At 66.8% G+C, this 24,699-nt stretch carries 18 protein-coding genes; 7 read left to right on the top strand and 11 right to left on the bottom strand.

Annotated elements, in window-relative coordinates; genetic code table 11:
• Positions 1–5 precede the first annotated feature (5 nt).
• Positions 6–1,040, bottom strand: coding sequence for a uroporphyrinogen-III C-methyltransferase (gene cobA, locus AC1DDG_RS03425; protein WP_476874958.1), 1,035 nt, complete (start codon positions 1,038–1,040; stop codon positions 6–8).
• A gap of 2 nt (positions 1,041–1,042) precedes the next feature.
• A complete protein-coding gene (gene nirB, locus AC1DDG_RS03420) occupies positions 1,043–3,673 on the bottom strand; it encodes a nitrite reductase large subunit NirB (RefSeq protein ID WP_476874957.1) in 2,631 nt (876 codons plus the stop codon).
• A gap of 292 nt (positions 3,674–3,965) precedes the next feature.
• Between nirB and nirD the strand changes: the two genes are divergently transcribed.
• Positions 3,966–4,331, top strand: coding sequence for a nitrite reductase small subunit NirD (nirD, locus tag AC1DDG_RS03415; RefSeq protein ID WP_476874956.1), 366 nt, complete (start codon positions 3,966–3,968; stop codon positions 4,329–4,331).
• 10 nt (positions 4,332–4,341) lie between these two features.
• Here nirD and AC1DDG_RS03410 read toward each other — a convergent pair whose 3' ends face one another.
• Positions 4,342–6,081 (bottom strand): phospho-sugar mutase, encoded by a 1,740-nt coding sequence (locus tag AC1DDG_RS03410; protein ID WP_476874955.1) that lies wholly within the window; start codon positions 6,079–6,081, stop codon positions 4,342–4,344.
• Positions 6,082–6,211: 130 nt separating this feature from the next.
• Between AC1DDG_RS03410 and AC1DDG_RS03405 the strand changes: the two genes are divergently transcribed.
• Positions 6,212–6,709, top strand: coding sequence for an RrF2 family transcriptional regulator (locus tag AC1DDG_RS03405; RefSeq protein WP_476874954.1), 498 nt, complete (start codon positions 6,212–6,214; stop codon positions 6,707–6,709).
• Between the two features lie 4 nt (positions 6,710–6,713).
• On the opposite strand, the gene AC1DDG_RS03400 is transcribed toward AC1DDG_RS03405, so the two are convergent.
• Positions 6,714–7,532: a purine-nucleoside phosphorylase gene (locus tag AC1DDG_RS03400; RefSeq protein ID WP_476874953.1), complete on the bottom strand. Its 819-nt coding sequence runs from the start codon at positions 7,530–7,532 to the stop codon at positions 6,714–6,716.
• A gap of 117 nt (positions 7,533–7,649) precedes the next feature.
• Here AC1DDG_RS03400 and AC1DDG_RS03395 point away from each other — a divergent pair, with 117 nt between their 5' ends.
• Positions 7,650–9,065: an NAD(P)H-quinone dehydrogenase gene (locus AC1DDG_RS03395; RefSeq protein ID WP_476874952.1), complete on the top strand. Its 1,416-nt coding sequence runs from the start codon at positions 7,650–7,652 to the stop codon at positions 9,063–9,065.
• Positions 9,066–9,217: 152 nt separating this feature from the next.
• Complete coding sequence (locus AC1DDG_RS03390; RefSeq protein WP_476874951.1) at positions 9,218–9,595, top strand: PepSY domain-containing protein; 378 nt, start codon at positions 9,218–9,220, stop codon at positions 9,593–9,595.
• Here the strand turns inward: AC1DDG_RS03390 and AC1DDG_RS03385 are convergent.
• The 4 genes from AC1DDG_RS03385 to AC1DDG_RS03370 all read right to left on the bottom strand — a co-directional run bounded on the left by AC1DDG_RS03385 (position 9,592) and on the right by AC1DDG_RS03370 (position 15,642).
• The gene (locus tag AC1DDG_RS03385) at positions 9,592–10,350 is read right to left on the bottom strand and encodes a hypothetical protein (protein WP_476874950.1); all 759 of its coding nucleotides are present in this window, start codon (positions 10,348–10,350) and stop codon (positions 9,592–9,594) included. The genes AC1DDG_RS03390 and AC1DDG_RS03385 overlap by 4 nt on opposite strands.
• A gap of 69 nt (positions 10,351–10,419) precedes the next feature.
• Positions 10,420–11,982, bottom strand: a complete 1,563-nt coding sequence (locus tag AC1DDG_RS03380) for an FAD-dependent oxidoreductase (RefSeq protein ID WP_476874949.1) — start codon at positions 11,980–11,982, stop codon at positions 10,420–10,422.
• Positions 11,979–14,165, bottom strand: a complete 2,187-nt coding sequence (locus AC1DDG_RS03375) for a molybdopterin oxidoreductase family protein (protein ID WP_476874948.1) — start codon at positions 14,163–14,165, stop codon at positions 11,979–11,981. Before AC1DDG_RS03375 ends, AC1DDG_RS03380 begins: the two co-directional genes overlap by 4 nt.
• Before the next feature lies 1 nt (position 14,166).
• Positions 14,167–15,642, bottom strand: coding sequence for an MFS transporter (locus tag AC1DDG_RS03370; RefSeq protein ID WP_476874947.1), 1,476 nt, complete (start codon positions 15,640–15,642; stop codon positions 14,167–14,169).
• Between the two features lie 280 nt (positions 15,643–15,922).
• On the opposite strand from AC1DDG_RS03370, the gene AC1DDG_RS03365 reads away from it, so the two are divergent.
• The gene (locus AC1DDG_RS03365; RefSeq protein ID WP_476874946.1) at positions 15,923–17,332 is read left to right on the top strand and encodes an MFS transporter; all 1,410 of its coding nucleotides are present in this window, start codon (positions 15,923–15,925) and stop codon (positions 17,330–17,332) included.
• Positions 17,333–17,450: 118 nt separating this feature from the next.
• Here AC1DDG_RS03365 and AC1DDG_RS03360 read toward each other — a convergent pair whose 3' ends face one another.
• Positions 17,451–19,235 carry an acetyl/propionyl/methylcrotonyl-CoA carboxylase subunit alpha gene (locus AC1DDG_RS03360; protein WP_476875022.1) on the bottom strand — a complete coding sequence of 595 codons (1,785 nt, stop codon included), beginning with the start codon at positions 19,233–19,235 and terminating at the stop codon, positions 17,451–17,453.
• Between the two features lie 241 nt (positions 19,236–19,476).
• Complete coding sequence (locus AC1DDG_RS03355; protein WP_230119922.1) at positions 19,477–20,151, bottom strand: Maf family protein; 675 nt, start codon at positions 20,149–20,151, stop codon at positions 19,477–19,479.
• A gap of 185 nt (positions 20,152–20,336) precedes the next feature.
• On the opposite strand from AC1DDG_RS03355, the gene AC1DDG_RS03350 reads away from it, so the two are divergent.
• Together AC1DDG_RS03350 and AC1DDG_RS03345 are read left to right on the top strand one after the other, a co-directional pair.
• On the top strand, positions 20,337–20,573 hold the full coding sequence (locus AC1DDG_RS03350) for a hypothetical protein (protein WP_476874945.1): 237 nt from the start codon (positions 20,337–20,339) through the stop codon (positions 20,571–20,573).
• 117 nt (positions 20,574–20,690) lie between these two features.
• The gene (locus AC1DDG_RS03345) at positions 20,691–22,034 is read left to right on the top strand and encodes an HNH endonuclease (protein ID WP_476874944.1); all 1,344 of its coding nucleotides are present in this window, start codon (positions 20,691–20,693) and stop codon (positions 22,032–22,034) included.
• 121 nt (positions 22,035–22,155) lie between these two features.
• Here the strand turns inward: AC1DDG_RS03345 and AC1DDG_RS03340 are convergent, their stop codons facing one another.
• A complete protein-coding gene (locus AC1DDG_RS03340; protein ID WP_476874943.1) occupies positions 22,156–24,699 on the bottom strand; it encodes an MMPL family transporter in 2,544 nt (847 codons plus the stop codon).

Genomic DNA, 24,699 nt, shown 5'->3' with positions numbered 1-24,699 from the left:
GTCGTTCACGAACCCAGCAGCGAGGCCGCCAGGCGTTCAAGATCGGCGGCGGCCTCGGCATGCCCGCGGTTGGCCTCAGCCACGCGCACCACCTCGCCGATGACCAGGACGGCGGGGTTGCTGCAGCCGGCGGCGGCGGAGGTGATCGTCCCTAGTTCGGCGATCGTGGTCCGCTGTCCGGGCCGGTAGCCGCGCTCGACCACGGCCATCGGCATGTCGGCGCGCATGCCGGCCCGGCGCAGTCCCGCGGCCAGGTGGTGCAGCGTGCCAATACCCATCAGGACCACAATCGTGCCGCCCAGGCCGGCCAGGTGGGTGAGCTCCTTGTCGGTCAGCGGCGCGTGGCCGGACACCACGGTGAACATGTGGCTGACTTCGCGGTGCGTCACGGGGATGCCGGCTGCAGCCGGCACCGAGATGGCGCTGGTGACGCCGGAAATCACGCGGACGGGAACGCCGGCGGCGACGCAGGAGGCAACTTCCTCGCCGCCGCGGCCGAAGACGTAGGGGTCCCCGCCCTTGAGGCGGACCACGTTGTTGCCCGCCAGGGCGCTTTCCACCATGAGCTTCTCGATGTCGCCCTGGCTGACTTTGTGGTGCCCGGGCTTCTTGCCGACGTCCACGAGTTCGGCCGAGGTAAGGGACGGGAGCTCCTGGTAGGGGGCCAGCCGGTCGTAGAACACGACGTCGGCATCGCGCAGCGCCTTAACGGCCGCCACGGTCAGCAGTTCGGTGGTGCCGGGGCCGCCGCCCACGAGAGTCACGTGGCCGACCGGGCCGGCTGCCGGTTCTGCAGCCACCGGGATGCCGGTTGCGCGGCACCTGTCCAGCAGGGCCTCCCAGCCAGGCTGGCCGTCGTCGATCGCCGCCACGAGGAACGGGCGTTCAGGCAGCGGGCCGTCATGCCCGGCACCCTGCGGGGTGCTGAGGCGGTAGACGACGGCGCCGGCGGCCTCGTAGCGGCGCGCGGCCTGGCGGGCTGCGTGGTCGGAGCCGGTGACCAGGACTTCACGGCCGGTGAGATCAATGCTGAGCTGCATGCCTATACCTCGTTCTCATCGCGGGGCCTCATGGGGATGGAAGCCCCGATCAGGACCTTCCCTTTTTCCTCTGCCGTGGCCGGGCGCATCTGGCCGCGCTCGTCGGGGACGAAGGAAATGGAGTCGTCCTTCTGGTCGGGGGCGTTGACGAAGGAGCGGAACCGGCGCAGGCGCTCCGGATCCTTCAGGGTGTCAGCCCATTCGTCCTCGTAGGTGTCAACATGCTTGGCCATGGCCGCCTCGAGTTCCTCGGCGATGCCCAGGGTGTCACGCACCACCACGTCCTCGACGTGCTTGATGCCGCCGTCGAGCTCCTCCTGCCAGCGGGCGGTGCGCTGCAGCCGGTCCGCGGTGCGGATGTAGTACATAAAGTAGCGGTCGATGTACTTGATCAGTGTCTCGTCGTCGAGGTCCTTGGCCAGCAGCTGGGCGTGGGCCGGGGTGGCACCGCCGTTTCCGCCGACGTACAGGTTCCAGCCGTCGGCGGTGGCGATCACGCCGACGTCCTTGCCGCGGGCCTCGGCGCATTCGCGGGCACAGCCGGAGACGCCCATCTTTAGCTTGTGCGGGCTGCGGAGGCCGCGGTAGCGCAGTTCCAGCTGGATGGCCATGGCCACCGAGTCCTGGACGCCGAAGCGGCACCAGGTGGAACCGACGCAGGACTTCACCGTGCGCAGGCTCTTGCCGTAGGCCTGGCCGGACTCGAAGCCGGCATCCACGAGTTCCTTCCAGATTTCCGGGAGCTCTTCCAGCCGCGCACCGAACATGTCGATCCGCTGGCCGCCGGTGATCTTGGTGTACAGGTTGTACTTCTCGGCCACGGCGGCAATAACGCCGAGCTTCTTCGGGGTGATCTCGCCGCCGGCGATGCGGGGGACCACCGAGTAGGTGCCGTCCTTCTGCATGTTGGCCAAGGCGCGGTCGTTGGTGTCCTGCAGTGTGCCGCGGCCGGCGTCGAGCACATAGGCGCTGTTCTGGCTGGCCAGGATGTTGGCGATGGTCGGCTTGCAGATGTCGCAGCCGGCGCCGGTGCCGTACTTGGCCATGATCTCTTCGAAGGAGGTCAGTTCGAGGACGCGGATGGCATCGAAGAGTTCCTGGCGGGACAGCTCGATGTGCTCGCAGAGTGCCTTCGAGACTTCGACGCCGGACTTGGTCAGTTCGGTTTCGAGCAGCTTCTTGAGCATCGGCACACACGAACCGCAGCTGGTTCCTGCGCGGGTGCAGCCCTTGAGCTCGCCGAGTTCCTGAACGGGAGCGTTGCCGTCGCAGGCCCCGCAGCCGTTGACCGTGTCCCGGATGGTCCCCGCAGACACGTTGTTGCAGGAACACAGAATGGCGTCGTCCGGCAGCTCTGTCTCAGGGGCGTCGCCGCCGCCGGCCGCCGTCAGGTAGGCACCCGGCTCAGCGGGAAGCTCACGGCCCAGGAGCGGGCGCAGGCTGGTGTACGGAGTGGCGTCGCCGACGAAGATGCCGCCGAGCAGGGTCTTGGCGTCATCCGTGGTGACGATCTTCTGGTAAACACCGCGGGCAGGGTCCGCGTAAACGATTTCGAGGGCGTGCTCGGTCTTGGCAAAGGCATCACCGAAGCTTGCAACGTCAACACCTGACAGCTTCAGCTTCGTGGCGGTGTCAAAGCCAGGGAAGGTCGCCTCGCCGCCGTGCAGGCGGTCTGCCACGATTTCGGCCATGGTGTTGGCCGGAGCAACGAGGCCCAGGCACATGCCGCCGAAGTTCGCCACTTCACCGATGGCCCAGACACCGGGGACCTGGGTGGAGCAGTCATCGTTGATAACCACGCCGCCGCGGGGGCCAAGATCAAACAAGGACTCCTCACCCTCGGCGGCGCGGAAGAGTTCATCGCGGGGCCTGACGCCGATGGCCACGATCACAAGGTCAGCCGGGATGGTGCGGCCGTCGGCCATCAGCACGCCGGTGACCTGGCCGTCGTCGTCGGCAAGAATTTCGGTGGGGAACACGCCGCCGTGGACCTCGAAGCCCTTGGATTCGATTAGGCGGCCCAGCGCCTGGCCGGCGCCTTCATCGAGCTGGGTGTTCATCAGCCACGGGGCGCCGTTGATGACGACCGGGGTTGCCCCGAGATGCTCGGTGCCGGCTGCGGATTCCAGACCCAGCAGCCCGCCGCCGATGGTGACGGCATTGATCTTGCGGCCAAACTTCTCGGTGAGCTCGGCGATGGACTTGTTGATCGCCCAGACGTCTTCGAGCGTGCGGTAAACGTGCACGTGCTCGGCGCCGGGGATCGGGAGCCTGGCCGCATCAGAACCGGTGGCAACCACGAGTTCGTCGTATTCGTACGTGCTGCCGGCGGCGGTTTCTACGGTCTTGCCCGTGGTGTCGATCTTAACTACGCGCTCGCCGGTCTTCAGATTGAGTACGTCGTGGTCCCACATGGCCGCGGCGCCAAGCGTGAGGTCAACGGTGCTGTCTGTGAGGGCCTTGCTCAGGGCAACGCGGTCATAGGGCAGGTGCGCTTCCTCCGTGAGAACAGTTACCTGCCAGCCTTCGAGGCCACGCGCATGCATAGCATCCGCAAAACGGTGGGCTGCGGGGCCGCCGCCGGCGACCACGATGCGGCGTGGTGTCTCTGTGCTTGAAGTCTGTTCGGTCACTGTGGGCCTTTCGCTGGGCCGCAGACGGTGCTCTGCAGCTTGTCCATCCAGACTAGGCAAAGGGAATTTCGCTTCAGTTTCCCTTATGTTTCGTGAACTTAACTTCTGCATCACGAACAGGTTTCGGGACAGGTGAGGTGTCTTTTACGTTCCGGACACATTGACTGCACGCCTCTGAAACACCGGCAACCTAGCTTGAATATACCGCCGCATTGGCGGCTGAAGCAGGCCGCAATACGCCTCGCGGGAACCGGCCTTCCGCCGGGAAGCAGGCACAGGGAGAGGAGCCGACATGACGGCAACACTGGAACTTGAGGATCTTGAAACCGGATACGCCACTGGCTGGCACCGGGTCTGCGCCGTGGACGAACTGGAGCTCGCCTGGGGCGAAGCGGCACTTGTTGCCGGCCGCCAGCTGGCGTTGTTCCGCACCGCACCCGGTGAGGTTTTCGCCGTCGCCCAGGAGGATCCGGCCACCGGCGCCTTCGTGATGGCACGCGGCATCCTCGGATCGCGCGGCACCCGCCCCACCATCGCGTCGCCGCTGCACAAAGAGGTTTACGACCTTGAGACCGGCGAGTGCTTCGGCGATGCCGGACTGCAGCTGGCCACGTTCAACACCCGCGTCGAAGACGGCCACATCGAAATCGAGCTCTAGCCCGACGCTCCTACAGCCCCAAGGCCTCGCGGACGTCGCCCAGCACCTGGTCCAGGGCGGCCCGCGCGGCCAGCCGGGCCTCCGGCAGTTCGGCGGCAGATCCCACGCTCCGGATGACTTCCAGGTAGCACTTGAGCTTCGGCTCGGTGCCGCTGGGGCGGATGATCACGCGCGTAAGGTCTCGGGTCAGGTAGACGAGGCCGTCCGTCGGTGGCAGGTCGTCGTTGCCTTCGGCCAGGTCGATCGACGATTCCACGGCGGAGCCGCCGAACGATTCCGGCGGGCTCACGCGGAGCCGGTTCATCATGGCATCCAGCAGGCCGAGGTCCGCTACCCGGATGCTCAGCTGATCGCCCGCGTGCAGGCCGTGCACCAGGTACAGCTCGTCCAGCGTGTCGAAGATGGTCTTGCCACCCGCCTTGGCAGCCGCCGCGAGCTCGGCGATCAGGACCGCCGCCGAAATGCCGTCCTTGTCCCGGACGAGGTCGGGGGCCACGCAATAGCCCAGCGCTTCTTCGTAGCCGTAAAGCAGGCCAGGCACGCGGGAGATCCACTTGAATCCCGTGAGTGTTTCCTCGTGCGCGTAGCCGGCCGCGGCGGCGATGCGCTGCAGCAGCCGTGAGGATACGATCGAATTGGCGAACACGCCGTCGTGCGTTTCTTCTGTGGAGGCCGCCAGCCGCTCCACAACGTGCGCGCCCAGGAGCGCGCCCACTTCATCGCCCCGCAGCATCCGCCATGCGCCTGTGTCCGGGTCCTTGGCCGCCACCGCAGCCCGGTCGGCGTCGGGGTCATTGGCCAGGACGATGTCCGCATCAGCCTGCGCAGCGGCGGCGAGGGCAAGGTCCAGGGCCCCGGGCTCCTCCGGATTGGGGAAGCTGACAGTAGGAAAGTCCGGGTCGGGCTCGGCCTGCTCGCTGACCAGCGAGACGTCGGCGAAGCCGGCGGCTTTGAGAACGGCAACGGCCGTGTCGCCGCCCACTCCGTGCATGGGCGTGAGCACGATCTTGAGGTCGCGGGCGGGGAAGAGGTCCCGGTTTGCCAACGCCGCCGTGGCGGCCTCATAGTCTGCGGTGATGCCCGGCTCCAGCACGGTCCAGCCGTCCTCGGCCAGCAGGATGGTGTCCAGCGCTCCCACCGTGTCGATCTCCGCGGCGATCAGGGCATCATACGGCGCAACGATCTGCGCGCCGCGGCCGCTCTCCTCCACCGCATGGCGGCCCAGGTATACCTTGTAACCGTTGTCCTGCGGCGGGTTGTGGCTGGCTGTGACCATCACTCCGCCGTCGCAGTCGAGCGCCCGCACGGCATAGGCCAGGAGCGGGGTGGGCAGCGCGGCCGGCATGAGGAAGGTTTCGATGCCTGCCGCTGTGAAGATCGCGGCGGTCTCTTCGGCAAAAATGTCCGAGTTGTAGCGGGCATCAAAGCCGACGACGGCGCGCGGCCGGGTTCCGGGCGACGCGTTTTCCACCGCTGCGGCCAGGAAGCCCGCGAAACCCGACGCTGCGCGGCGGACCACCACACGGTTCATCCGGTTGGGCCCGGGGCCTAGCGCTGCCCGGAGGCCGGCTGTGCCGAACTGCAGGGTTCCGCTGAAGCTGTCCTGCAACTGCTGAATGGCCGCCGGTGTGCCGGCTTCGGCGAGTGTCAGTAGCTCGGCCAAGGCCGTGGAGGTCGCGGGATCCGGGTCCTGGTCGGCCCAGGCGCGGGCGTCGCTGAACAGCTGGGAATCGGCAGCGGAAGAGGTCATAGGAACCAAACTATCGTCAAAGCAGTGCAGAGCGGTGCCGGACAAGCCATCCGTCCGGTCACTTCTCGCCGGGATGCCGGGCCCTCGGCATCCCTTGACACCGGAAATTCTGGACACGTAGTGTCTCGGAATGAAGATGAACCAGGGCGTGGAGTGGGCCCTGCACTGCTGTGTGAATATGGCATGGACTCCTGTGGGAGAGGCCATCAGCAGCGCCAAGCTGGCCGAGCTCCACAAGCTGCCCCCGGCGTACCTGAACAAACAGCTTCAGGCCCTGGTGCGTGCCGGAATCCTTGACTCGGTTTCGGGGCCGAAGGGAGGCTTTCAGCTGTCGCGGCGGCCGGACAAGATCACCGTGCTGGACGTTGTGCTGGCCATCGAGGGCAGGGACCTGGCCTTCCGCTGTGACGGCATCCTCAAGAACGGCCCGGGCGGCGACATGGGAGAGGACTACACGCGGAGCTGCCTCATCTCACAGGCGATGCGCCATGCCGAGCTGGCCTGGCGCACGGAGCTCGCCCGCCAGAACGTGGCAGGTATTGCGCAGTCCATCGAGCGCAGGTTTCCGGACGCGCGGCCTGACACCCTGGCGCAGCTCCTCGGAACAGACAACCGGCCGGAAAGCTGACGGCTCACAGCCTGGCGATGATCTCCGCGAGGAGCTTGGAGATGCGCGGCCCGGCTGCATGGCCCGCTTCGAGCACTTCCGCGTGGCTGAGCGGAACCGGGCTGATGCCGGCGGCGAGGTTGGTCACGAGCGAGATGCCGAACACCTCCATGCCGGCGTGCCGTGCGGCGATGGCCTCCAGCGCGGTGGACATGCCCACGAGGTCGGCGCCGATCCGCTTGGCGTACTGGACCTCGGCCGGCGTTTCATAGTGCGGCCCGGTGAACTGCGCGTACACGCCCTCGTCCAGCGAGGGATCTACCTCACGCGCCAGGCCGCGGATGCGGGACGAGTAGAGGTCTGTCAGGTCAACGAAGGTGGCCCCTTCGAGCGGTGACGTGGCGGTGAGGTTGATGTGATCCTTGATCAGCACAGGCGTTCCGGGTGCCCAGTTTTCGTTGAGTCCGCCACAGCCGTTGGTGACCACCAGGGCCTTGCAGCCGGCGGCGGCCGCGGTGCGGACTCCGTGGACAACGGCACGGACGCCCTTGCCCTCGTAATAGTGGGTGCGGGCCCCGAGCACCAGTGCGCGCTTGCCTTCCCTGGTCAGCACCGAACGGATGGTGCCCACGTGGCCCTCCACGGCAGGGGCGGAAAAGCCCGGCACCTCGGAGGCCATCAGGGTGGCCGTTGTCTCACCGATCAGGTCGGCTGCCTCGCCCCAGCCGGAGCCGAGGACCAGCGCGATGTCGTGCGACTCGACGCCGGTTTCTGCAGCGATGTAGTCGGCAGCCGTGCGGGCCGCCTCGAACGGGTCAGTGTTCAGGAATTCTGTATTACTCACTGGTACAAGCTATCGTGCGGGCGCCGCGGTGGACAGCGCAAAGTCAGCCGCCCGGGGACCGCGGGGTCAGCCCTGGTTGTTGGTGGTGCGGCGCCATGTGGGAGAGAATGGTTGATTGTGACTATGCACCCCGATTTCAGCGCACCCCGAATCGCAATTCTCGGCGGAGGCCCGGGCGGCTACGAAGCCGCCATGGTTGCCGCCTCGCTGGGGGCCAAGGTCACCATTATTGAGCGTTCCGGCCTCGGCGGATCAGCCGTGCTGACCGACGTCGTGCCTTCCAAGACGCTGATTGCGACGGCGGACCTGATGACCCGCGTCGGTGAGGCGGGGGAGCTGGGGGTCAAGTTCGATGTCGACGGTGGTGACTTCGTCCCCGTGATGCGTGCGGATCTCAAGCACATCAACGACCGGCTGCTCGGCCTCGCCCGCCAGCAGTCCCGGGACATCACGGCCGGCCTGGAGCAGCAGAACGTCCGCATCCTGCTCGGCTCCGGCAAGCTGGTGGACAACCGCACCATCGAAGTCCTGACCGCCGACGGCACGGAGACTGTCGAGGCCGACGCCATCCTGCTGACCGTGGGGGCCCACCCGCGCGAGCTGCCGACTGCGCGGCCTGACGGTGAACGCATCCTGAACTGGGCCCAGATCTACAACCTGGACGAGCTTCCCGAAGAACTGATCGTGGTGGGATCGGGCGTGACCGGCGCCGAGTTCGCCTCCGCGTACAACGGCCTGGGTTCGAAGGTCACCCTGATTTCCAGCCGTGACCGGGTGCTCCCCGGTTCAGACACTGACGCCGCGGAGGTGCTGGAAGAGGTGTTCGAGCGCCGCGGCGTGCACGTCCTGTCACGCTCTCGGGCCGAAACTGTGGAGCGGACCGAGGATGGCGTGGTGGTCACCCTCGGCGACGGCTCCAAGGTCACCGGAAGCCATTGCCTGGTCTGCGTGGGCTCCATCCCCAACACTGCCGGAATCGGTCTCGAAGAGGCTGGCGTCGCGCTCACCGAGAGCGGCCACATCAAGGTCGACGGCGTTTCCCGCACCACTGCGCCGAACATCTATGCCGCCGGCGACTGCACCGGCGTTCTCGCGCTGGCCTCCGTCGCAGCCATGCAGGGCCGAATCGCCATCGCGCACTTCCTCGGCGACAGCGTGACGCCCATCAAGCTGCACCAGGTGGCGTCCAACATCTTCACCTCGCCGGAGATCGCCTCCGTGGGTGTTTCCGAGGCCGAGATCGAGTCCGGCAAGTACCAGGGCGACATCGTCAAGCTCACGCTGAAGAGCAATGCCCGCGCCAAGATGCGCAACGCCAAGGACGGCTTCGTCAAGATCTTCGCCCGCAAGGGCTCGGGCACGGTGATCGGCGGTGTCGTGGTGGGGCCGAACGCGTCTGAACTGATTTTCGCGATCTCCATCGCGGTGAAGCAGAAACTGCACGTGGACGATGTCGCCAGCACCTTCGCGGTCTACCCGTCACTGAGCGGTTCCATCTCCGAAGCAGCCAGGCGCCTGCACGTCCACATGTAGCAGTTTGCTCCTAGCCAGCGCCCGGACGCGCGCGTAAAATCCTGACTGTCGATCCTGGGATTGGCGGCTCCGGGACGCGACGCCCGACCCACGTGCGGTCAGCTAAGCGGAGAGTTTCCGGATGCTCGGACCGCGGAAGCCAGGAGCTAGTCATGAATACGGTCAGAAAAGTCGCAATGAACTCTGCCCTCGTCGCGGGCCTCGTGGGTGGAGGTGCGTATCTCGCCATGGGCTACCCCGTTATTGCATCAAGCACCAACGCCGGCAGCCAGTCCAGCACGGACTCCGCCAAGGGCAGCCACCAGGCCAACGGGATTACGGAGAAGCTGCTGACCGGGAGTACTGCCACGAGGGTGCGGAGCGCGGTCCTCGCCGCCAACCCCGGCGCGACTGTCCACCGTGTTGAAAACGACGCTGAGGGAGCCGTCTACGAGGCACACATCACGAAGGCCGACGGCTCGCTGGCGACCGTGAAGCTGGACGCCTCCTTCAACATCACCGCCACGGAAGCCGGCCGGGGACGCTATTAGGACCAGGCGTACGGGGGAACGGCGTCGCCGCGCGTAAAGGGCTTGAACCAATCCCGGACGTCAGGCTTTCCCGCGCCGTTGGCGCCTGCGTCGTCCGGGAGCAATTCACCGGAGTGCAGTGCTTCACCGGCGTGCACTGCTTCATCAGGGTGCAGTGCTTCATCGGAGTACAGGGCTTCACACTCGGCGTCCTCGAGCAGGACTTCCTCAACGTTCGCCCGCCACTCATCGGGAAGATCGAGTTCGTAGATGTCCTCGGTGATCTCGGCCTGATCGAGTAGGCAACGCACGGCGAGCTCGCCCGCAAGGCAGCCGGGAGCGGTCCATCCCCGCGCCAGGGACGCGGTGACGTCCGCCGCGACCACAATGAACTTCTGCGTGAACTTCGCGTCATACCGTGCGGCGAACTGCGGCGGCAACGAAGACAGAACTGAGGTCCCGGCGATGTCGGCCGGCGTGACTGCGCCCAGCTTGCTCAGCGTTCCCAGATCCCGGAACAGCTGGTCGATGAGGACACTGGATGAATTCCACAGGAGGCCGGCCAAGAGGCACGTCTGCCGCACGGACATCTGCCGCTCGTCCGGAGCGACGGACGCCATCTCTTCCAGGTCCTCAGGATCAAACTGAAGCCGCTGCTCTGCGGTCATCTCATCGGGGTGCGGGTCCAGGCCCAGGAGCTCAAGGCTCAGGCCGGTGAGCTTCCCGGCGTCAGCCAGCAGCTCTTCGGTGATGTCGTCGTCGTCGTCGGCACTCATGGCACCGATGCTACCTGTCATCCGGGTATTGCCCGCGAACTGTGACGCGGCCGAGCGGGGACCCGGCCCTTACGCAGCTGCTGCCTGGAAGTGTTTTTCGATGAGTCCCTTGATGTCCTCGTGGCAGCCGCCGCAGCCGGTGCCGGCGCGGGTGGCCGAGGAAACCTCTGCCACGGTGGAGCAGCCCGCCGTCACCGCCTCGGTGATCTTGCCTCCGCTGACGCCCGCACACCGGCACACGGTGCTTTCCGGGTCACTGGAGGCGCCGGCTGAGGCCAGCTGGTCCGGACCGTCAAGCCGCAGGAGCAGGGATCGGTCGGCGGGCAGCTCAGCACCGCGTTCGAAGAGCTGCACCAGCTCGCCGGCGGTCCGGGGCATGCCCACGCTGACCAGGCCCTCGAGCACACCGCCGCGGGTGGTCATTTTCACGTAGCGTCCGTGCTCGGGATCGGCCCACTGGGCGATCTGGAGCCGCGGCCGGCCGTTGACCGCTCCCGCCGTCAGGACTTCCTCGTCCCACGGCTCGGCCGAGTTGTCCCCTGCCACGGCCATGTTCATGCCGCGTGCCTTGAGCACGATCACGCCGGGCTTCTCCTGGGGGAGGGCGGGCAACGAGTCCGCGTCCTCCTGGGGGCCCTCGGCAAGCAGCAGAAGGTATTCGGCGAGCCATTCGGCCTGCCGCCAGCCCGGTCCCACCAGGCCGGACGGTCCCCGGGCGGTGCGGCATTCGATGCAGTCCGGCTCCGGGCAACGGACCTCGGCGCAGTCGCCGATGGCGAAGATGTGCGGTTCGTGGTGGGCGCGGAGGCGGTGGTCCACGAGGATTCCCGTCCCCGTTGACAGCCCGCAGCCCTCCGCGAGCTCGGTACGCGGACGGACGCCGCAGGAAAGGACCAGGAGGTCGCCGTCAATCGCCGAACCGTCGTCGAGCAGCAGAGCCGAGAACCCGCCGTCGGGAGCGTTGTGCTCAACGCCCGTGGAACGGGCGTTGCCGGCAACGCGGACACCGCAGTTGCGGAGGCTGGCGGCAAGCACCGCGCCGCCCCCGCGGTCGATGTTGCGGCCCAGCGGGTGCGGACCGTTGTGGACCACGGTAACCGTGGCGCCTTCCTCGGCCGCCGCGAGGGCCGTCTCGAGACCCAGGACACCGCCGCCGAGCACCACCACCCGCTTGCGCCCGGCAACAGCCTGGCGGAGCACCTCGGCATTGCTCAGGTCACGCAGTGCCGTGACGCCTTCCGGCAGGACCGGCGCCGCAGGGTCGGGGTTGATGCCGGTGAGGTTGGGGATGACCGGCCGGGAACCTGTGGCGAAGACCAGCCGGTCGTAGTGGGCCGAGGTCCCGTCAGAGAGAATGACGTTCTGCCGTGCCCGGTCCACGCGCTTGACCTTGACGCCCAGCCGGACGTCAACGCCGTCCGCGGCGAGGGCCGCAGCGTCGGCCAGTGCCAGCGCTTCCGGAGTGGTGCGGCCCACGCCGAGGTCGGCCACCAGCACGCGGTTGTAGGCGGCGTCGGCCTCCTGGCCGATGACCGTCACCCCGACCTGTCCGGCCCGCACGCCGGGCAGGAGCTCGTCGACCAGCCGTGCGGCCACCGGACCAAATCCGACAATTACAATCTGCTCGCTCATGAGGCCTCCGATGTCTGAAGAACACTGGTGTTTAGTACGTTCGCGGCCAGCCGGACCCATACCTTGTTGAATTTGAATTCGGGCATCCCGGAGATGGGATCCGTGGCGGCTTCCGTCAGCCGGTTCGCGCTCTCCAGCTCCGGGAAGTGGAACGGCAGGAACACGGTCTCGGGACGGATGGCCGTGCTGAGCTCTGCCCGGCAGACCACCTCGCCGCGCTCGTTTGCCACCGAAACCAGCGCACCGTCGGTGATGCCCATTGCCGCTGCGGCCGCGGGGTGGATCTGCATCCTGGCTTCGGGCTGGGAAGCAAGGAGTTCGGAGACACGCCGCGTCTGGGCTCCCGACTGGTAGTGCTCCAGCAGGCGGCCGGTAATGAGGGTCATGGTTTTGGCCGCCGGGTCCGTATTCGCTGCCGGAGTCCGACGGCGGCGGGGCGCCACCGGGGTCATGACGGCTTTGCCGTCCGCGTGCGCAAAGGCGTCCAGGAACAGCCGCGGCGTGCCGGTGCTTCCGGCGGGGTACGGCCAGTAGGCGGCCTCGCCCTTGTCCAGCATGGCGTAGTCGATGCCTGAGTAATCGGCCAGGCCGCCGGCGGATGCCAGCCGGAGCTCTTCGAAAACCGTCTCCGGGTCGTCGCTGAAGGTGGACGGCGCGTCCAGGGCCTCAGCCAGCTGCGACATGATCCAGAGCTCGCTGCGGGCTCCGGCAGGCGGTTGAATTGCCTGGCGGCGGCGCAGGACGCGGCCTTCCAGGTTGGTCAGCGTGCCTTCCTCCTCGGCCCATTGAAGCACCGGCAGGACGAGGTCAGCCTCTGCGGCGGTCTCGGACATGAAGAAGTCGCAGACCATGAGGAAATCCAGGCTGCGGAGTCCGTCGATGACCGAGTTGGCGTCCGGGGATGCGACGGCGATGTTGGAGGCATGCACGAAGAGGCAGCGGACGCCGTCGGGCTGTCCCAGGGACTTCAGGAGCTGCACGGCCGGTAGTCCGGGACCGGGGATGAGGTCCTCCGGCACATTCCAGACCTTGGCCATGTGCGCCCTGGCCGCGGGATCGGTGATCTTGCGGTAGCCGGGCAGCTGGTCGGCCTTCTGGCCGTGTTCGCGGCCGCCCTGGCCGTTGCCCTGGCCGGTGAGGGTGCCGTAGCCGCTGCGGGCGGTGCCCGGCAGCCCGAGCAGGAGGCTGAGGTTGATGGCCGCAGTGGCGGTGTCGGTGCCGTCCACGTGCTGTTCCACGCCGCGGCCGGTGAGGATGTAGCTGCCGCCGCGGCGGGCGCCGTCGGCAAGCCGGCGTGCCGTCTCGCGGATGAGGTCGGCGGGAACGCCGGTGATGGACTGGACGCGCTCAGGCCAGAACGCGTTGACGCTGCGGACCAGTGCGTCGTAACCGCTGGTGCGGGCCTGGACGTAGTCCGTGTCCACGAGTCCTTCGTGGATGACCACGTGGGCGAGGCCGAGCAGGAGGGTGAGGTCGGTGCCCGGCAGGGGCTGGAGGTGGAGGCCGCCGCCGTCGGCTGTGAAGGCCGCGGTGGCGGACCGGCGGGGGTCCACCACGATCAGACCGCTGGCGTCGCGGACGCCCTGCAGGTGCTGGACGAAGGGCGGCATGGTCTCGGCGACGTTGGAGCCGAGCATCATGATGGTGCTGGCGGTGTCCAGTGCCTCCAGCGGAAACGGCAGCCCGCGGTCGAGGCCGAAGCTGCGCATCCCGGCCGCCGCCGCGGAGGACATGCAGAACCGGCCGTTGTAGTCGATGCGGGACGTGCCCAGCGCGATGCGGGCGAACTTGCCCAGCTGGTAGGCCTTCTCGTTCGTGAGGCCGCCGCCGCCGAAGACTCCGACTGCGTCGGCTCCGTACTTCGCGCGGGTGTCCTTGACAGCGGTGGTGATGCGGGCCAGAGCCTCGTCCCAGGTGATGGGGCGGTGGACGCCGTCGGGACCCTTCATCATCGGCTCGGTGACGCGCCCCGGGTGGTGCAGGAGGGATGCCGAGGTCCAGCCCTTGCGGCAGAGGCCGCCGCGGTTCGTGGGGAACTCGCGGCCGCTGACTTCAAGGGCCGGCGCAGCCGGCACGGGGTCTGACCCCGGCTGGACAGCCGGGGTCAGAGCCGCTGGAGACTTGAGCGTCATGGCGCACTGCAGGGCGCAGTAAGGGCAGTGCGTGTCGGCGCTTTTGGTCATGTTAGACGTGTCCCATCGCGTTTCGGTTGGCGTTGCGGATGTAGCAGAACCAGCAGACCGCCAGCATCAGCACATAGGCGCCGACGAAGCCGTAGAACGCCGGGGTGTAGGAGCCGCTGGCCGTGTTGGAGGCGTTCAGGACCTGCGGGATAACAAACCCGCCGTAGGCGCCGATTGCGGAGATCAGGCCGAGGGCCGAGGAAGCCAGACGCTGAGTGGTGACCGTGCTGGCACCGGAGCGGGCTGCCCGGCTGGAGATGGCGAAGATCACCGGGATCATGCGGTAAGTGGCGCCGTTTCCGAAGCCGCTGGCGGTGAAGAGCATCAGGAACAGGACCAGGAAGAGCCAGAAGTTCTTCAGGGGGAGCGTCCAGATCATCGTCAGCGTGATGACGGCCATGGAGGCGAAGGCTGCAACGGTCATGCGGGCGCCGCCCATGCGGTCAGCCATGCGTCCGCCGTAGGGGCGGGCCAGGGAGCCGACCAGCGGGCCGAGGAAGGCCAGCGAAAGGGCTACGGTGCCGACTCCGATGGAGGAGAAGGCGGGGAAGTAGTCCTTGATGAGCTTCGGGAACACGCCGGCGAAACCGATGAAGGAGCCGAACGTGCCGATGTACAGCAGGGCCATAATCCACAGGTGCGGTTCCTTCAGGGCGGCCAGCGATCCGGCCACGTCTCCCTTGGCACTCGTGAGGTTGTCCATGTACTTGTAGGCGCCGAAGGCAGCGATCAGGATCAGCGGAACCCACATGAGGCCTGCGACCGGAAGGTTGACGGTGCCGGCGGCAAGGAGCGTGATGGCGATCGGAACGGCAAGCTGCGCGACGGCGGCACCCATGTTTCCGCCCGCGGCGTTCAGTCCCAGGGCCCAGCCCTTTTCACGCGCCGGGTAGAAGAAGGTGATGTTCGCCATGGAGCTGGCGAAGTTGCCGCCGCCGAAGCCGGCCAGGGCCGCCACGAGCAGCATGACGCCGAACGGTGTGTCCGGGTTGGAGACGCACATCGCCAGGCCGACCGAGGGAATCAGAAGGAGTGTCGCCGAAACGATCGTCCAGTTCCGGCCGCCGAAGCGCGGGACCATGAAGGTGTAGGGGATGCGGAGCGTGGCGCCTACGAGGCTCGGCATGGAGATGAGCCAGAAGATTTCCGACGTGCTGAAGGTAAAGCCTGCGGCCGGAAGCTGGACCACAACGATGGACCAGAGCTGCCAGACAACGAAGCCGAGGAATTCGGCGAAGATGGACCAGTTGAGGTTCCGGCGCGCAATGGCGCGGCCCTGGGTTTCCCACTGGTGCTTGTTCTCTGCATCCCAGTTGGCGATCCAGCGGCCGGGGCGGACCTCAAGGGCGGGGGCGTCTGTGGTGGGGTCTGAAGCGGGCTGCGCGTTGGCGGAACCTGAGGCGCTTCCGAGCCACGGCTCGGCGGCAAGATCGAGGGAATTGCCGGTGCCGGTATCTGCGGGGCGGTCAGCAGTCACGGTGTACCTCCTTGGGGAATGTTGTTCTTCCAAGGTAGGGAAGCCGCGTTTCGCGGACGGTCGCGGTTTGTTAACGTGCTGTGACATTTGCCTATCAGCCTTCTGCCTGCAGCGTTAGGCTAACTGGGCGACGGCATTTTGAGACAACCCGATTTGTCCGCATGGTGGACGATTTGTCCATTGAATGGACTGCGGGAACTAATATTGAACTCTGTTTTATCCCGTAGTTGGACGGCGGTCGGAAGCATCGTCCGTCCAGTCCTAGTGAAAGCGCCACTACATGTCATCCACTGCCACCTCGCAGCCCGGCTCCGCCAAGCAGGTGAACTCGCGCGGCCGCGTGATCGTCGCGAGCCTCATCGGCACCACCGTCGAGTTCTACGACTTTTACGTGTACGCCACCGCCGCGGTGCTCGTCTTCCCGAAGCTGTTCTTTCCGGGCCAGAACGAAACCACCCAGCTGTTGAGCTCCTTCGCAGTCTTCGGCGTCGCGTTCATCGCCCGCCCGCTTGGATCCGTGGTCTTTGGCCACTTCGGGGACAAGTTCGGCCGCAAGGGCACCCTCGTGGCGTCCCTGCTGACCATGGGTATTGCAACGTTCCTGATCGGCTGCCTGCCAACGGCCACGGTGCCGGGCTGGCAGTTCTGGGCTCCGGCGCTGCTGGTGATCATGCGCTTTGCACAGGGCCTGGCCCTCGGCGGCGAATGGAGCGGTGCAGCCCTCCTTGCAACCGAGAACGCCCCGGCCAACAAACGCGCCATCTACGGCACGTTCCCGCAGCTGGGCGCGCCCATCGGCTTCATCATCGCCAACGTGATCTTCCTAGTGGCCAACTACACCCTCACCCCGGCCGCCTTCGAAGCCTGGGGCTGGCGGGTGCCGTTCCTGCTCAGCGCCGTCATGGTGATCATCGGCCTCTACGTGCGGCTCAAGCTCATCGAAACGCCGGCCTTCACGAAGGTCCTCGAATCCAACGAAGTGGCCAAGCTCCCCATCGGCCGGGTCTTCAAGTCCAGCTGGCGTCCGCTCATCCTGGGCACGTTCATCATGCTGGCAACGTATGTGCTGTTCTACCTCATGACCACCTTCACGCTGACCTACGGCACCCGTCCGGCCACTCTGGAAGCGGCCAAAGCGGCAGCGGAAAAGACCGGCAAGCCGATGACCGAGGCCGCAGCCGCTGCCTTTGTCCCGGGCCTGGGCTACACGCGCAACGACTTCCTTTGGATGCTGATCGCGGGCGTGGTGTTCTTCGGAATCTTCACGCTGGTCTCAGGCCCGCTGGCCGAAAAGTACGGGCGCCGCAAGATGCTAATCGCCGTCACGTCGGGCATCTTCGTCTTCGGCCTGCTGTTCGTGCCGCTGTTCGGCGGCGGCTTCGTGGGCACCATGGCCGTGCTGATCCTCGGCTTCACCCTGATGGGCCTCACCTTCGGACCCATGGGCGCGCTGCTGCCGGAGCTGTTCCCGACCAACGTCCGATACACGGGATCGGCCGTGAGCTACAACGTCTCCAGCATCCTCGGTGCGGCCGTGGCGCCGTTCATCGCCGTGTGGCTGTGGGAAACGGCGAAGGGTAGCCCGGTCCTGGTGGGCGTGTACCTCAGCGTCATGGCAGTTCTGACGCTGATTGCACTCTTCCTGAGCAAGGAAACCCGGGACCTGGACTACGAAAACAACGTGGCCTGACGCGTCGGTTCCTGCCGGCCCACTGGTTCGGCAGATGAAAATGCCCGGTGTGAATTCACACCGGGCATTTTCATGTGCTGTGTCGCGTCACCCCGGGGTGGGGCGGCCTTAGCGCGGTTCAGTCCTCGATGGTGGTGATGACGGCGCCCGCGGCCACCGTCAGGCCCGCTGTTGCGGCCAGTCCGGTGATTGTGCCGGAACGGTGGGCGGTCAGCGGCTGCTCCATTTTCATGGCTTCAAGCACGACGACGAGATCCCCTTCGGCGACGACGTCACCGTCGGACACGGCCACCTTCACGATGGTTCCCTGCATGGGGGAGGTCAGCGCATTGCCGCCGGCCGCCACTGCGGCGCCGCCTGAGCGGCTCCGCTTCTTGGACTTGGCCGGCTTTCCGCCGCCGGCGGGCGCGCCGCCGAATCCGAGTGACGCGGGCAGTGCCACTTCAAGGCGCTTGCCGCCGACCTCCACCACGACGGTCCGGCGTTCGCCGGCTTCCTCCGCTTCGGAGACGGCCCCGGTGGGCGTCCAGGCGGGGAGGTCGTTGACGAACGCCGTTTCAATCCACCGGGTGTGGACCTTGAAGGGGCCCTCGGTGGGGGCGAAGTCCGGGTTGCTGACGACGGCCAGGTCGAAGGGGATGACGGTGGGGATGCCTTCCACCACCATCTCCTCCAGAGCCCGGCGGGAACGCTGCAGGGCCTGGGCGCGGGTGCTGCCGGTGACGATCAGCTTGGACAGCATGGAGTCGAAATTGCCGCTGATGACGTCGCCCTGCTCCACGCCCGAGTCGATGCGGATGCCCGGGCCGGTGGGGTTCTTAAGCGCGGTGATCGTGCCCGGGGCGGGCATGAAGTTGCGGCCCGGGTCCTCGCCGGTGATGCGGAATTCGATGGAGTGCCCGCGGACCTCGGGATCACCGTAGCCCAGTTCCTCGCCGCGGGCGAGGCGGAACTGTTCACGGACGAGGTCGATCCCGGTAACTTCCTCGGAGACGCAGTGCTCCACCTGGAGGCGGGTATTGACCTCAAGGAAGGAGATGGTGCCGTCCTGGCCCACGAGGAATTCGCAGGTGCCGGCGCCGAGGTACCCGGCTTCCTTCAGGATGGCTTTGGAGGACTCGTAGAGGCGCTGGTTCTGTTCTTCGGTGAGGAAGGGGGCAGGCGCCTCCTCGACGAGCTTCTGGTTGCGGCGCTGCAGCGAGCAGTCGCGGGTGGAGACGACGACGACATTGCCGTGCGCGTCGGCGAGGCACTGGGTCTCAACATGGCGGGGGGCGTCCAGGAAGCGCTCGATGAAGCACTCGCCACGGCCGAACGCCGCGGTGGCCTCACGCACGGCGGATTCGAAGAGCTCGGGGATTTCCTCGCGGGTGCGGGCTACCTTGATGCCGCGTCCGCCGCCGCCAAAGGCCGCCTTGATGGCGACCGGCAGGCCGAACTTGTCCACGAATTCGAGGATTTCCTCAGCGGATTCAACGGGATCGGCGGTGCCGGGAACCTGCGGGGCGCCAACCTTCTCGGCGATGTGGCGGGCCTGGACCTTGTCGCCGAGGGCGGAAATGGCCTCCGGGGACGGTCCGATCCAGGTGATGCCTGCCCCGATAACCATGGCCGCGAACTGCGCATTTTCAGCGAGGAAGCCGTAACCGGGGTGGATGGCATCGGCGCCGGACTGGTGGGCTGCCTCGATCAGCTTTTCCATCACCAGGTAGGATTCTGCGGCAGTATTGCCGCCCAGTGCATAGGCCTCGTCTGCCAGCCGGACATGGAGGGCATCGCGGTCGGGATCGGCATAGACGGCAACGGAGGCTATGCCTTCGTCACGTGCTGCGCGGATGATGCGGACTGCGATCTCACCGCGGTTCGCGATCAGGACCTTGGTCAGTCGCTTGGAGCTCGTCAGGGCGGCGCCTGCGGAGCTTGGGACGGTGGTGCCGGCACCTGCGATGGCGCTGGCGCTAGGGCCGCCGCTCGCCGCGGACTGCTCTGGACTTGCGGACTGCTCCGAATTTGCTGACAAGGCGTCTCCTTCTTTCCTTCAGGGAGCCTAGCGCGATTTTGAGGGTTCCGCCGATATTGCTTGCGGATTCCGCGCGTAATGCCCCGAACCTTTGTAGGGAAGCTACAAAGAGTTGCGAATCAACTCACTCTGCGCGGACCTCCGCGGGATCAACGGCCCCGCCGGTCCAAAGGTCGGTGACGTCCACCGCCGCCTGCCCCAGCAACCCGCGCAGGGTCGAGATGGAGAGTCCGACGACGGTGTGCGGGTCGCCGTCGACCTTGCGGATGAAGGCTCCGCCGTAGCCGTCGATCGTGAAGGAGCCCGCGCACTGGAGCGGCTCGCCGGTGGCGATGTAGCTGTCGATCTCGGCCTCGCTCATGTCCATGAAGTGCACCTCGGCTGAGCAGACGGAACCGAGCGTCGCCCCGGAGCCGGGGCCGCCGTCGTCATTTGAATCGGTGTCCCGGCAGTCCACGAGCCAGTGTCCGGTGTGCAGCACGCCCATGCTGCCGCTCATCCGGAGCATCCGCTCCTTGGCGACCTCCGGGGTGTAGGGCTTGCCGTGGGCCTCGCCGTCGAACTCGAAGACCGAATCGCAGCCGATCACCAGGGCGCCCTCGGCCTCCGGAAGCGAGGCTACGGCCTCGGCCTTTGCCCGGGCCAGCAGCAGGGCGGTATCGTGCGGGTCGGTCACGCCGTAGCGGGCCTGAACGGCGTCCTCGTCCACATCGGAGACGAGGACCTTGTGAGCGATGCCTGCGTTGCTGAGCAGCTTGGTGCGGGCGGGGGACTGGGAGGCAAGAATGAGGCGGGTCACCGCTCCAGCCTAATCCCGGAAGCCGTTTCTTATCCGCTGCAACAGCCCCCCTTAAATGTCACAGCCCACAGGAACACTTGCATCATCGACGGAATCAGGGATCGGAAGGGGCCTCAACAATGGCCGGACGCGATGATTACGACAGCCGTGGCTTGATCACCATGGGGAACCGCATGCTTCGGGAAATGACTTTGCCCGAGGATACTGCCGGGCTGATCGAACACTACCGGCGGCTGGACGAGCTGAGCTCTGCACTGAGGACCGTTAGGACGCGTCTTGAAGTCGCGGTCGTCCTCAGTCGTGTGCCGGCAGCTACGTCCGGGATGGGGGCCTCCCCGATGGCCGCCGAAGCGGATGACCGGCTTCGACGGGCCCTCAGTAACGTGATGGCCCTTAATGTCAGAGCCCACAGCGACACTTGAGCTATGAACGGTAATTGGGGGTCCGACGCGGTTCCGGCCGCAGTGGGGTACGGTTGCGCCTGCAGCTGCTGTCAGGCGCCGGCAACGGACGATGCAGCCTTAGTCCTGTGCGCAGGCATGGCCGAGCAGGACGGTGGCCGCCTGATTGATGAGATCCGGACACTGGAAGACAGAAAGTCTGCCTTGGCTGCCCGTCAGGCCCGCCTGTCCGTCGCCTTCGACCAGCTGCAGCGCCGGCAGCAGTCTGACGTCGGGATCCCCGCTGACCGGCTCGGGGCAGGCATTGGAGCACAGATTGCCCTTGCGCGTGGCGAATCCCCGGCCAAGGGAAACCGGTTGTTGGGCCTGGCCAAGGCCTTGGTGATTGAGATGCCGCACACGCTCGCTGCCTTGGAGGCGGGGCAGCTGAACGAGTGGCGGGCCACGTTGCTGGTGCGCGAAACGGCGTGTCTGTCCTCCGCGGACCGCAGTAGCGTCGACGAGGAACTCGCGCCCGACGCAGGAACGCTGGCCGGTGTAGGAGACCGGGCACTGGTGGCCGCCGCCCGTACCGCCGCCTATCGCCGCGACCCGCGCTCCGTCACGCAGCGCGCCGCCCACGCCGCCACCGAACGGCACGTCAGCCTCCGTCCCGCTCCGGACACCATGTGCTACTTGACCGCCCTGTTGCCCGTCTCGGCCGGTGTGGCCGTGCACGCAGCGCTCAGCCGCCACGCGGACTCCCTCCGCTCCGGCGGGGATGAACGTTCCCGGGGGCAGATCATGGCCGACGCCCTGGTTGAAAGGATCACGGGTACACCAGGCGGGATCACGGGGATCGAGATCCAGCTCATCATGACCGACCGCACGCTGTTCCAGGGCGACTCCGAACCGGCCCGGCTGCCCGGTTACGGTGTAGTCCCGGCGGGCTGGGCAAGGGATGCCGTCAAGGAAGCCGCTGCAATGGAAGGCGGGATCTCCGCCTCCAACGACGTTGAGGCCTGGCTGCGACGGCTCTACACGGCTCCGGGTGCCGGAGAGCTGGTTGCGATGGATTCCCGGGCCAGGCTGTTCCCCGCCGGGCTGCGCCGCTTCATCGAGGCCCGCGACCACACCTGCCGCGCCCCGTACTGTGATGCTCCGGTCCGCCACTATGACCACATCGTTCCGTGGCATCGCGGCGGACCCACCACCCACGGAAACGGTGCCGGGCTCTGCGAAGCCTGCAACCACACTAAAGAAGCGCCTGGCTGGACAGTGAAGCCCCTTGGTTCCCGCGACGCCGGCTGGCTCAGGCACACTATCGAAATCCGGACCCCGACGGGCCACAGTTACCGCTCCACTGCGCCACCTTTGCCCGGAACTCAGCTTGACGCTTCGAACGCGGAAGCCTGCCGGCGCAGACGTCAACTCCGGCGCTCCGCGAAGGTTCGTACGCGGGCAAGGGCTGTGCTCGCGGCGGAAGCTCCTCGCGCGGCCTGAGCTGGCAGCGAGTGGCGTCCACATTCGATCAGCTGCTTGAACATCAGGTGGGGCGACAGGATGAGAATGCACCTCCACGCCGCAGGAGCGGTGCGAAAGCTGCCAGCAGCGCCAGACGAGATCAGCCGGCCGGAGCTTCGGCGGGTTCGGGCACAGAGGCAGCGGCCGCCGTCGTGCTTGGTTTGCGGAGGCGCGCGCCTTCCACATCCACGTCGGGCAGGATGCGGTCCAGCCAGCGAGGCAGCCACCAAGCCTTATCGCCGAGCAGGTACATCACGGCCGGGACGATCGTCATGCGGACCACGAACGCGTCCACCAGCACGCCGAAGGCCATGGCGAAGCCGAGCGGCCGGACCATGGTCAGGTGCGAGAAGATGAAGCCGGCAAAGACGCTGACCATGATGATCGCAGCGGCGGTGACCACGGCTGCGGCGTGGCTGAACCCGCTGCGGACGGCGTGCCTGGCCGGTTCCCCATGCATGTACGATTCGCGCATTCCGGAAGTGATGAACACCTGGTAGTCCATGGCCAGCCCGAACAGCACGCCTATCAGGATGATGGGCAGGAAGCTCAGCACCGCACCCGGGTTCGCGACGTCGAACACGGTCCCCAGCCAGCCCCACTGGTAGACGGCAACCACCGCGCCGAACGCGGCGGCGAGTGAGAGCAGAAAACCGCCGGTGGCGAGCAGCGGCACCACGACGGAGCGGAACACCAGCAGCAGCAGGATCAGGGAAAGCCCGACGACGATGGCCAGGTAGGGCGGCAGGGCGTCACCGAGCTTCGTGGAGACGTCCACGTTACCGGCGGTCTGGCCGGTGAGCCCGATGCTGACTCCCGTGGCGTCCCTGATTTCCGCGTTCCTGCCGCGGAGCTCGGAAACCACCCTGACGGTGCTGGCGCTTGCCGGGCCTTCTTTGGGGATCACTTGGAACACCGCGGTGCGGCGGTCCTCGCTCAGCGCCACGGGGACCGCGGCGGTGACGCCGTCCACGCCTCGGAGGATGTCGGCGACGTCGAACTGCTTGGTCTGCGCTTCGGACTCGCTAAGTCCGGCGGGGAAATCGCCCACCACCACGATGGGGCCGGTGACGCCTTCGCCGAAGCTTCGGCCGGTGACGTCATAGGCTTTGAAGGCCTGGGAATCCACCGGTTCGGAACCGCCGTCGGGGAGCGCCAGCCGGAGCTGGCTGGCCGGCAGCGCCACCAGACCGAGCAGGACCACGCCGGCGAGCAGCGCCAGAACTGGGTGGCGCGTGACCAGCCCACCCCAGCCGTGGCTGCTCCGATGCTCTTCCTTGGCCCGGTCCTCTGCGTCGTGGCCGGGCGCGGCGTTGTGCGCCTCGGCTTTCGCCCAGGCCCTCTTGGAGATGAGCTTCGTGCCCACGAGCGAGAGGACTGCCGGAGTCAGGGTCAGGGCCACGACGACGGCGACGGCCACGGTCGCGGCGGCCGACACACCCATGACGGCGAGGAACGGCAGTCCGGGGACCACCAGTGCGGCCAGGGCAATGATCACGGTCAGCCCGGCGAAAAGTACGGCGTTGCCCGAGGTGCCCGTAGCCAGCGCAACCGATTCTTCGCCCTCCATGCCGGCCAGCAGCTGGCTCCGGTGGCGGTTGACTATGAACAGTGAGTAATCGATGCCGACAGCGAGGCCCAGCATCAGGGCGAGCATGGGCGAGATGGAACTCATGCTAATCACGCCCGTCAGGGCAAAGGTTCCGCCCACCCCGGCCGCCACGCCCACGAGGGCCATGAGCAGCGGCAGCCCGGCCGCAATCAGAGTGCCCAACATGACGATGAGGACCAGGGCGGCGATGGCAATGCCTACGATCTCGGAGATGCCGAACAGTTCCGAGACATCCTCGGTGATTTCCTTGCTGGCCAAGGCGGTGACGCCGGCGGAGTCCACCCCACTGGCGATGTCCTGGACCTGCTCCCTGACCGAGGGCGCCAGGGCATTGATCGAGGTCTTGAACTGGACCTGGGCAATGGCGGCCTTGCCGTCAGCGGAGACAAAACGCATCCCCTGGGAAGCGGCGAGCTGGCGCTTGGCGAGTGCGAGTTTTGCCGCGCCCGTCTCCAGTTCCTTGATGCCGGCGTCGAGCTTTTCCCGACCCGCAGCGAGGGCTGCTTTCTGCTGCGCCAGCTGCCCTTCAACCGCAGCCGCCGGAAGCCCGGCCGCAGACATTTGCTTCTCGGCGGCGTCGAGCCGGGCCTTGCCCGCCACGAGCTGGGCGCGTGCCTTATCCAGCTCGGTCTGTCCCGCCGCCGCCTTCTGCTCACCGGCGGTGATGGCCTCGGCGGCCTTGTCCAGCTGCGCCTGGGTGGCGAACGGATCCACGATCCCCTGGACATCGGGGAGAGTCTCCAGCTTGGCGAGGGCGGCGGAGACGGCGTCCTTTCCGGCCTGGCTGAACCGCGCGTCATTGGCTTCGAAGACAATTCCCGCGGAACCTCCCGAAGACTGGGGAAGATCCTGCTTCAGCTTGTCCAGCATGCGCTGGGTTTCAGTACCCGGGATCTGGAAATTGTTGGACATGGTTCCGTGGAACGCTGCTGCTGAGCCGCCGACAGCCACGAGGACCGCCAGCCAGAGCGAGATGACGATCCACCGGTGCCGGTAGGAAAACTTGCCGAGTCGGTAAAGCAGAAGTGCCAT

The organism is Arthrobacter sp. 10L430 (assembly GCF_056395245.1).
This window is presented reverse-complemented; position numbering and strand designations above follow the sequence as displayed.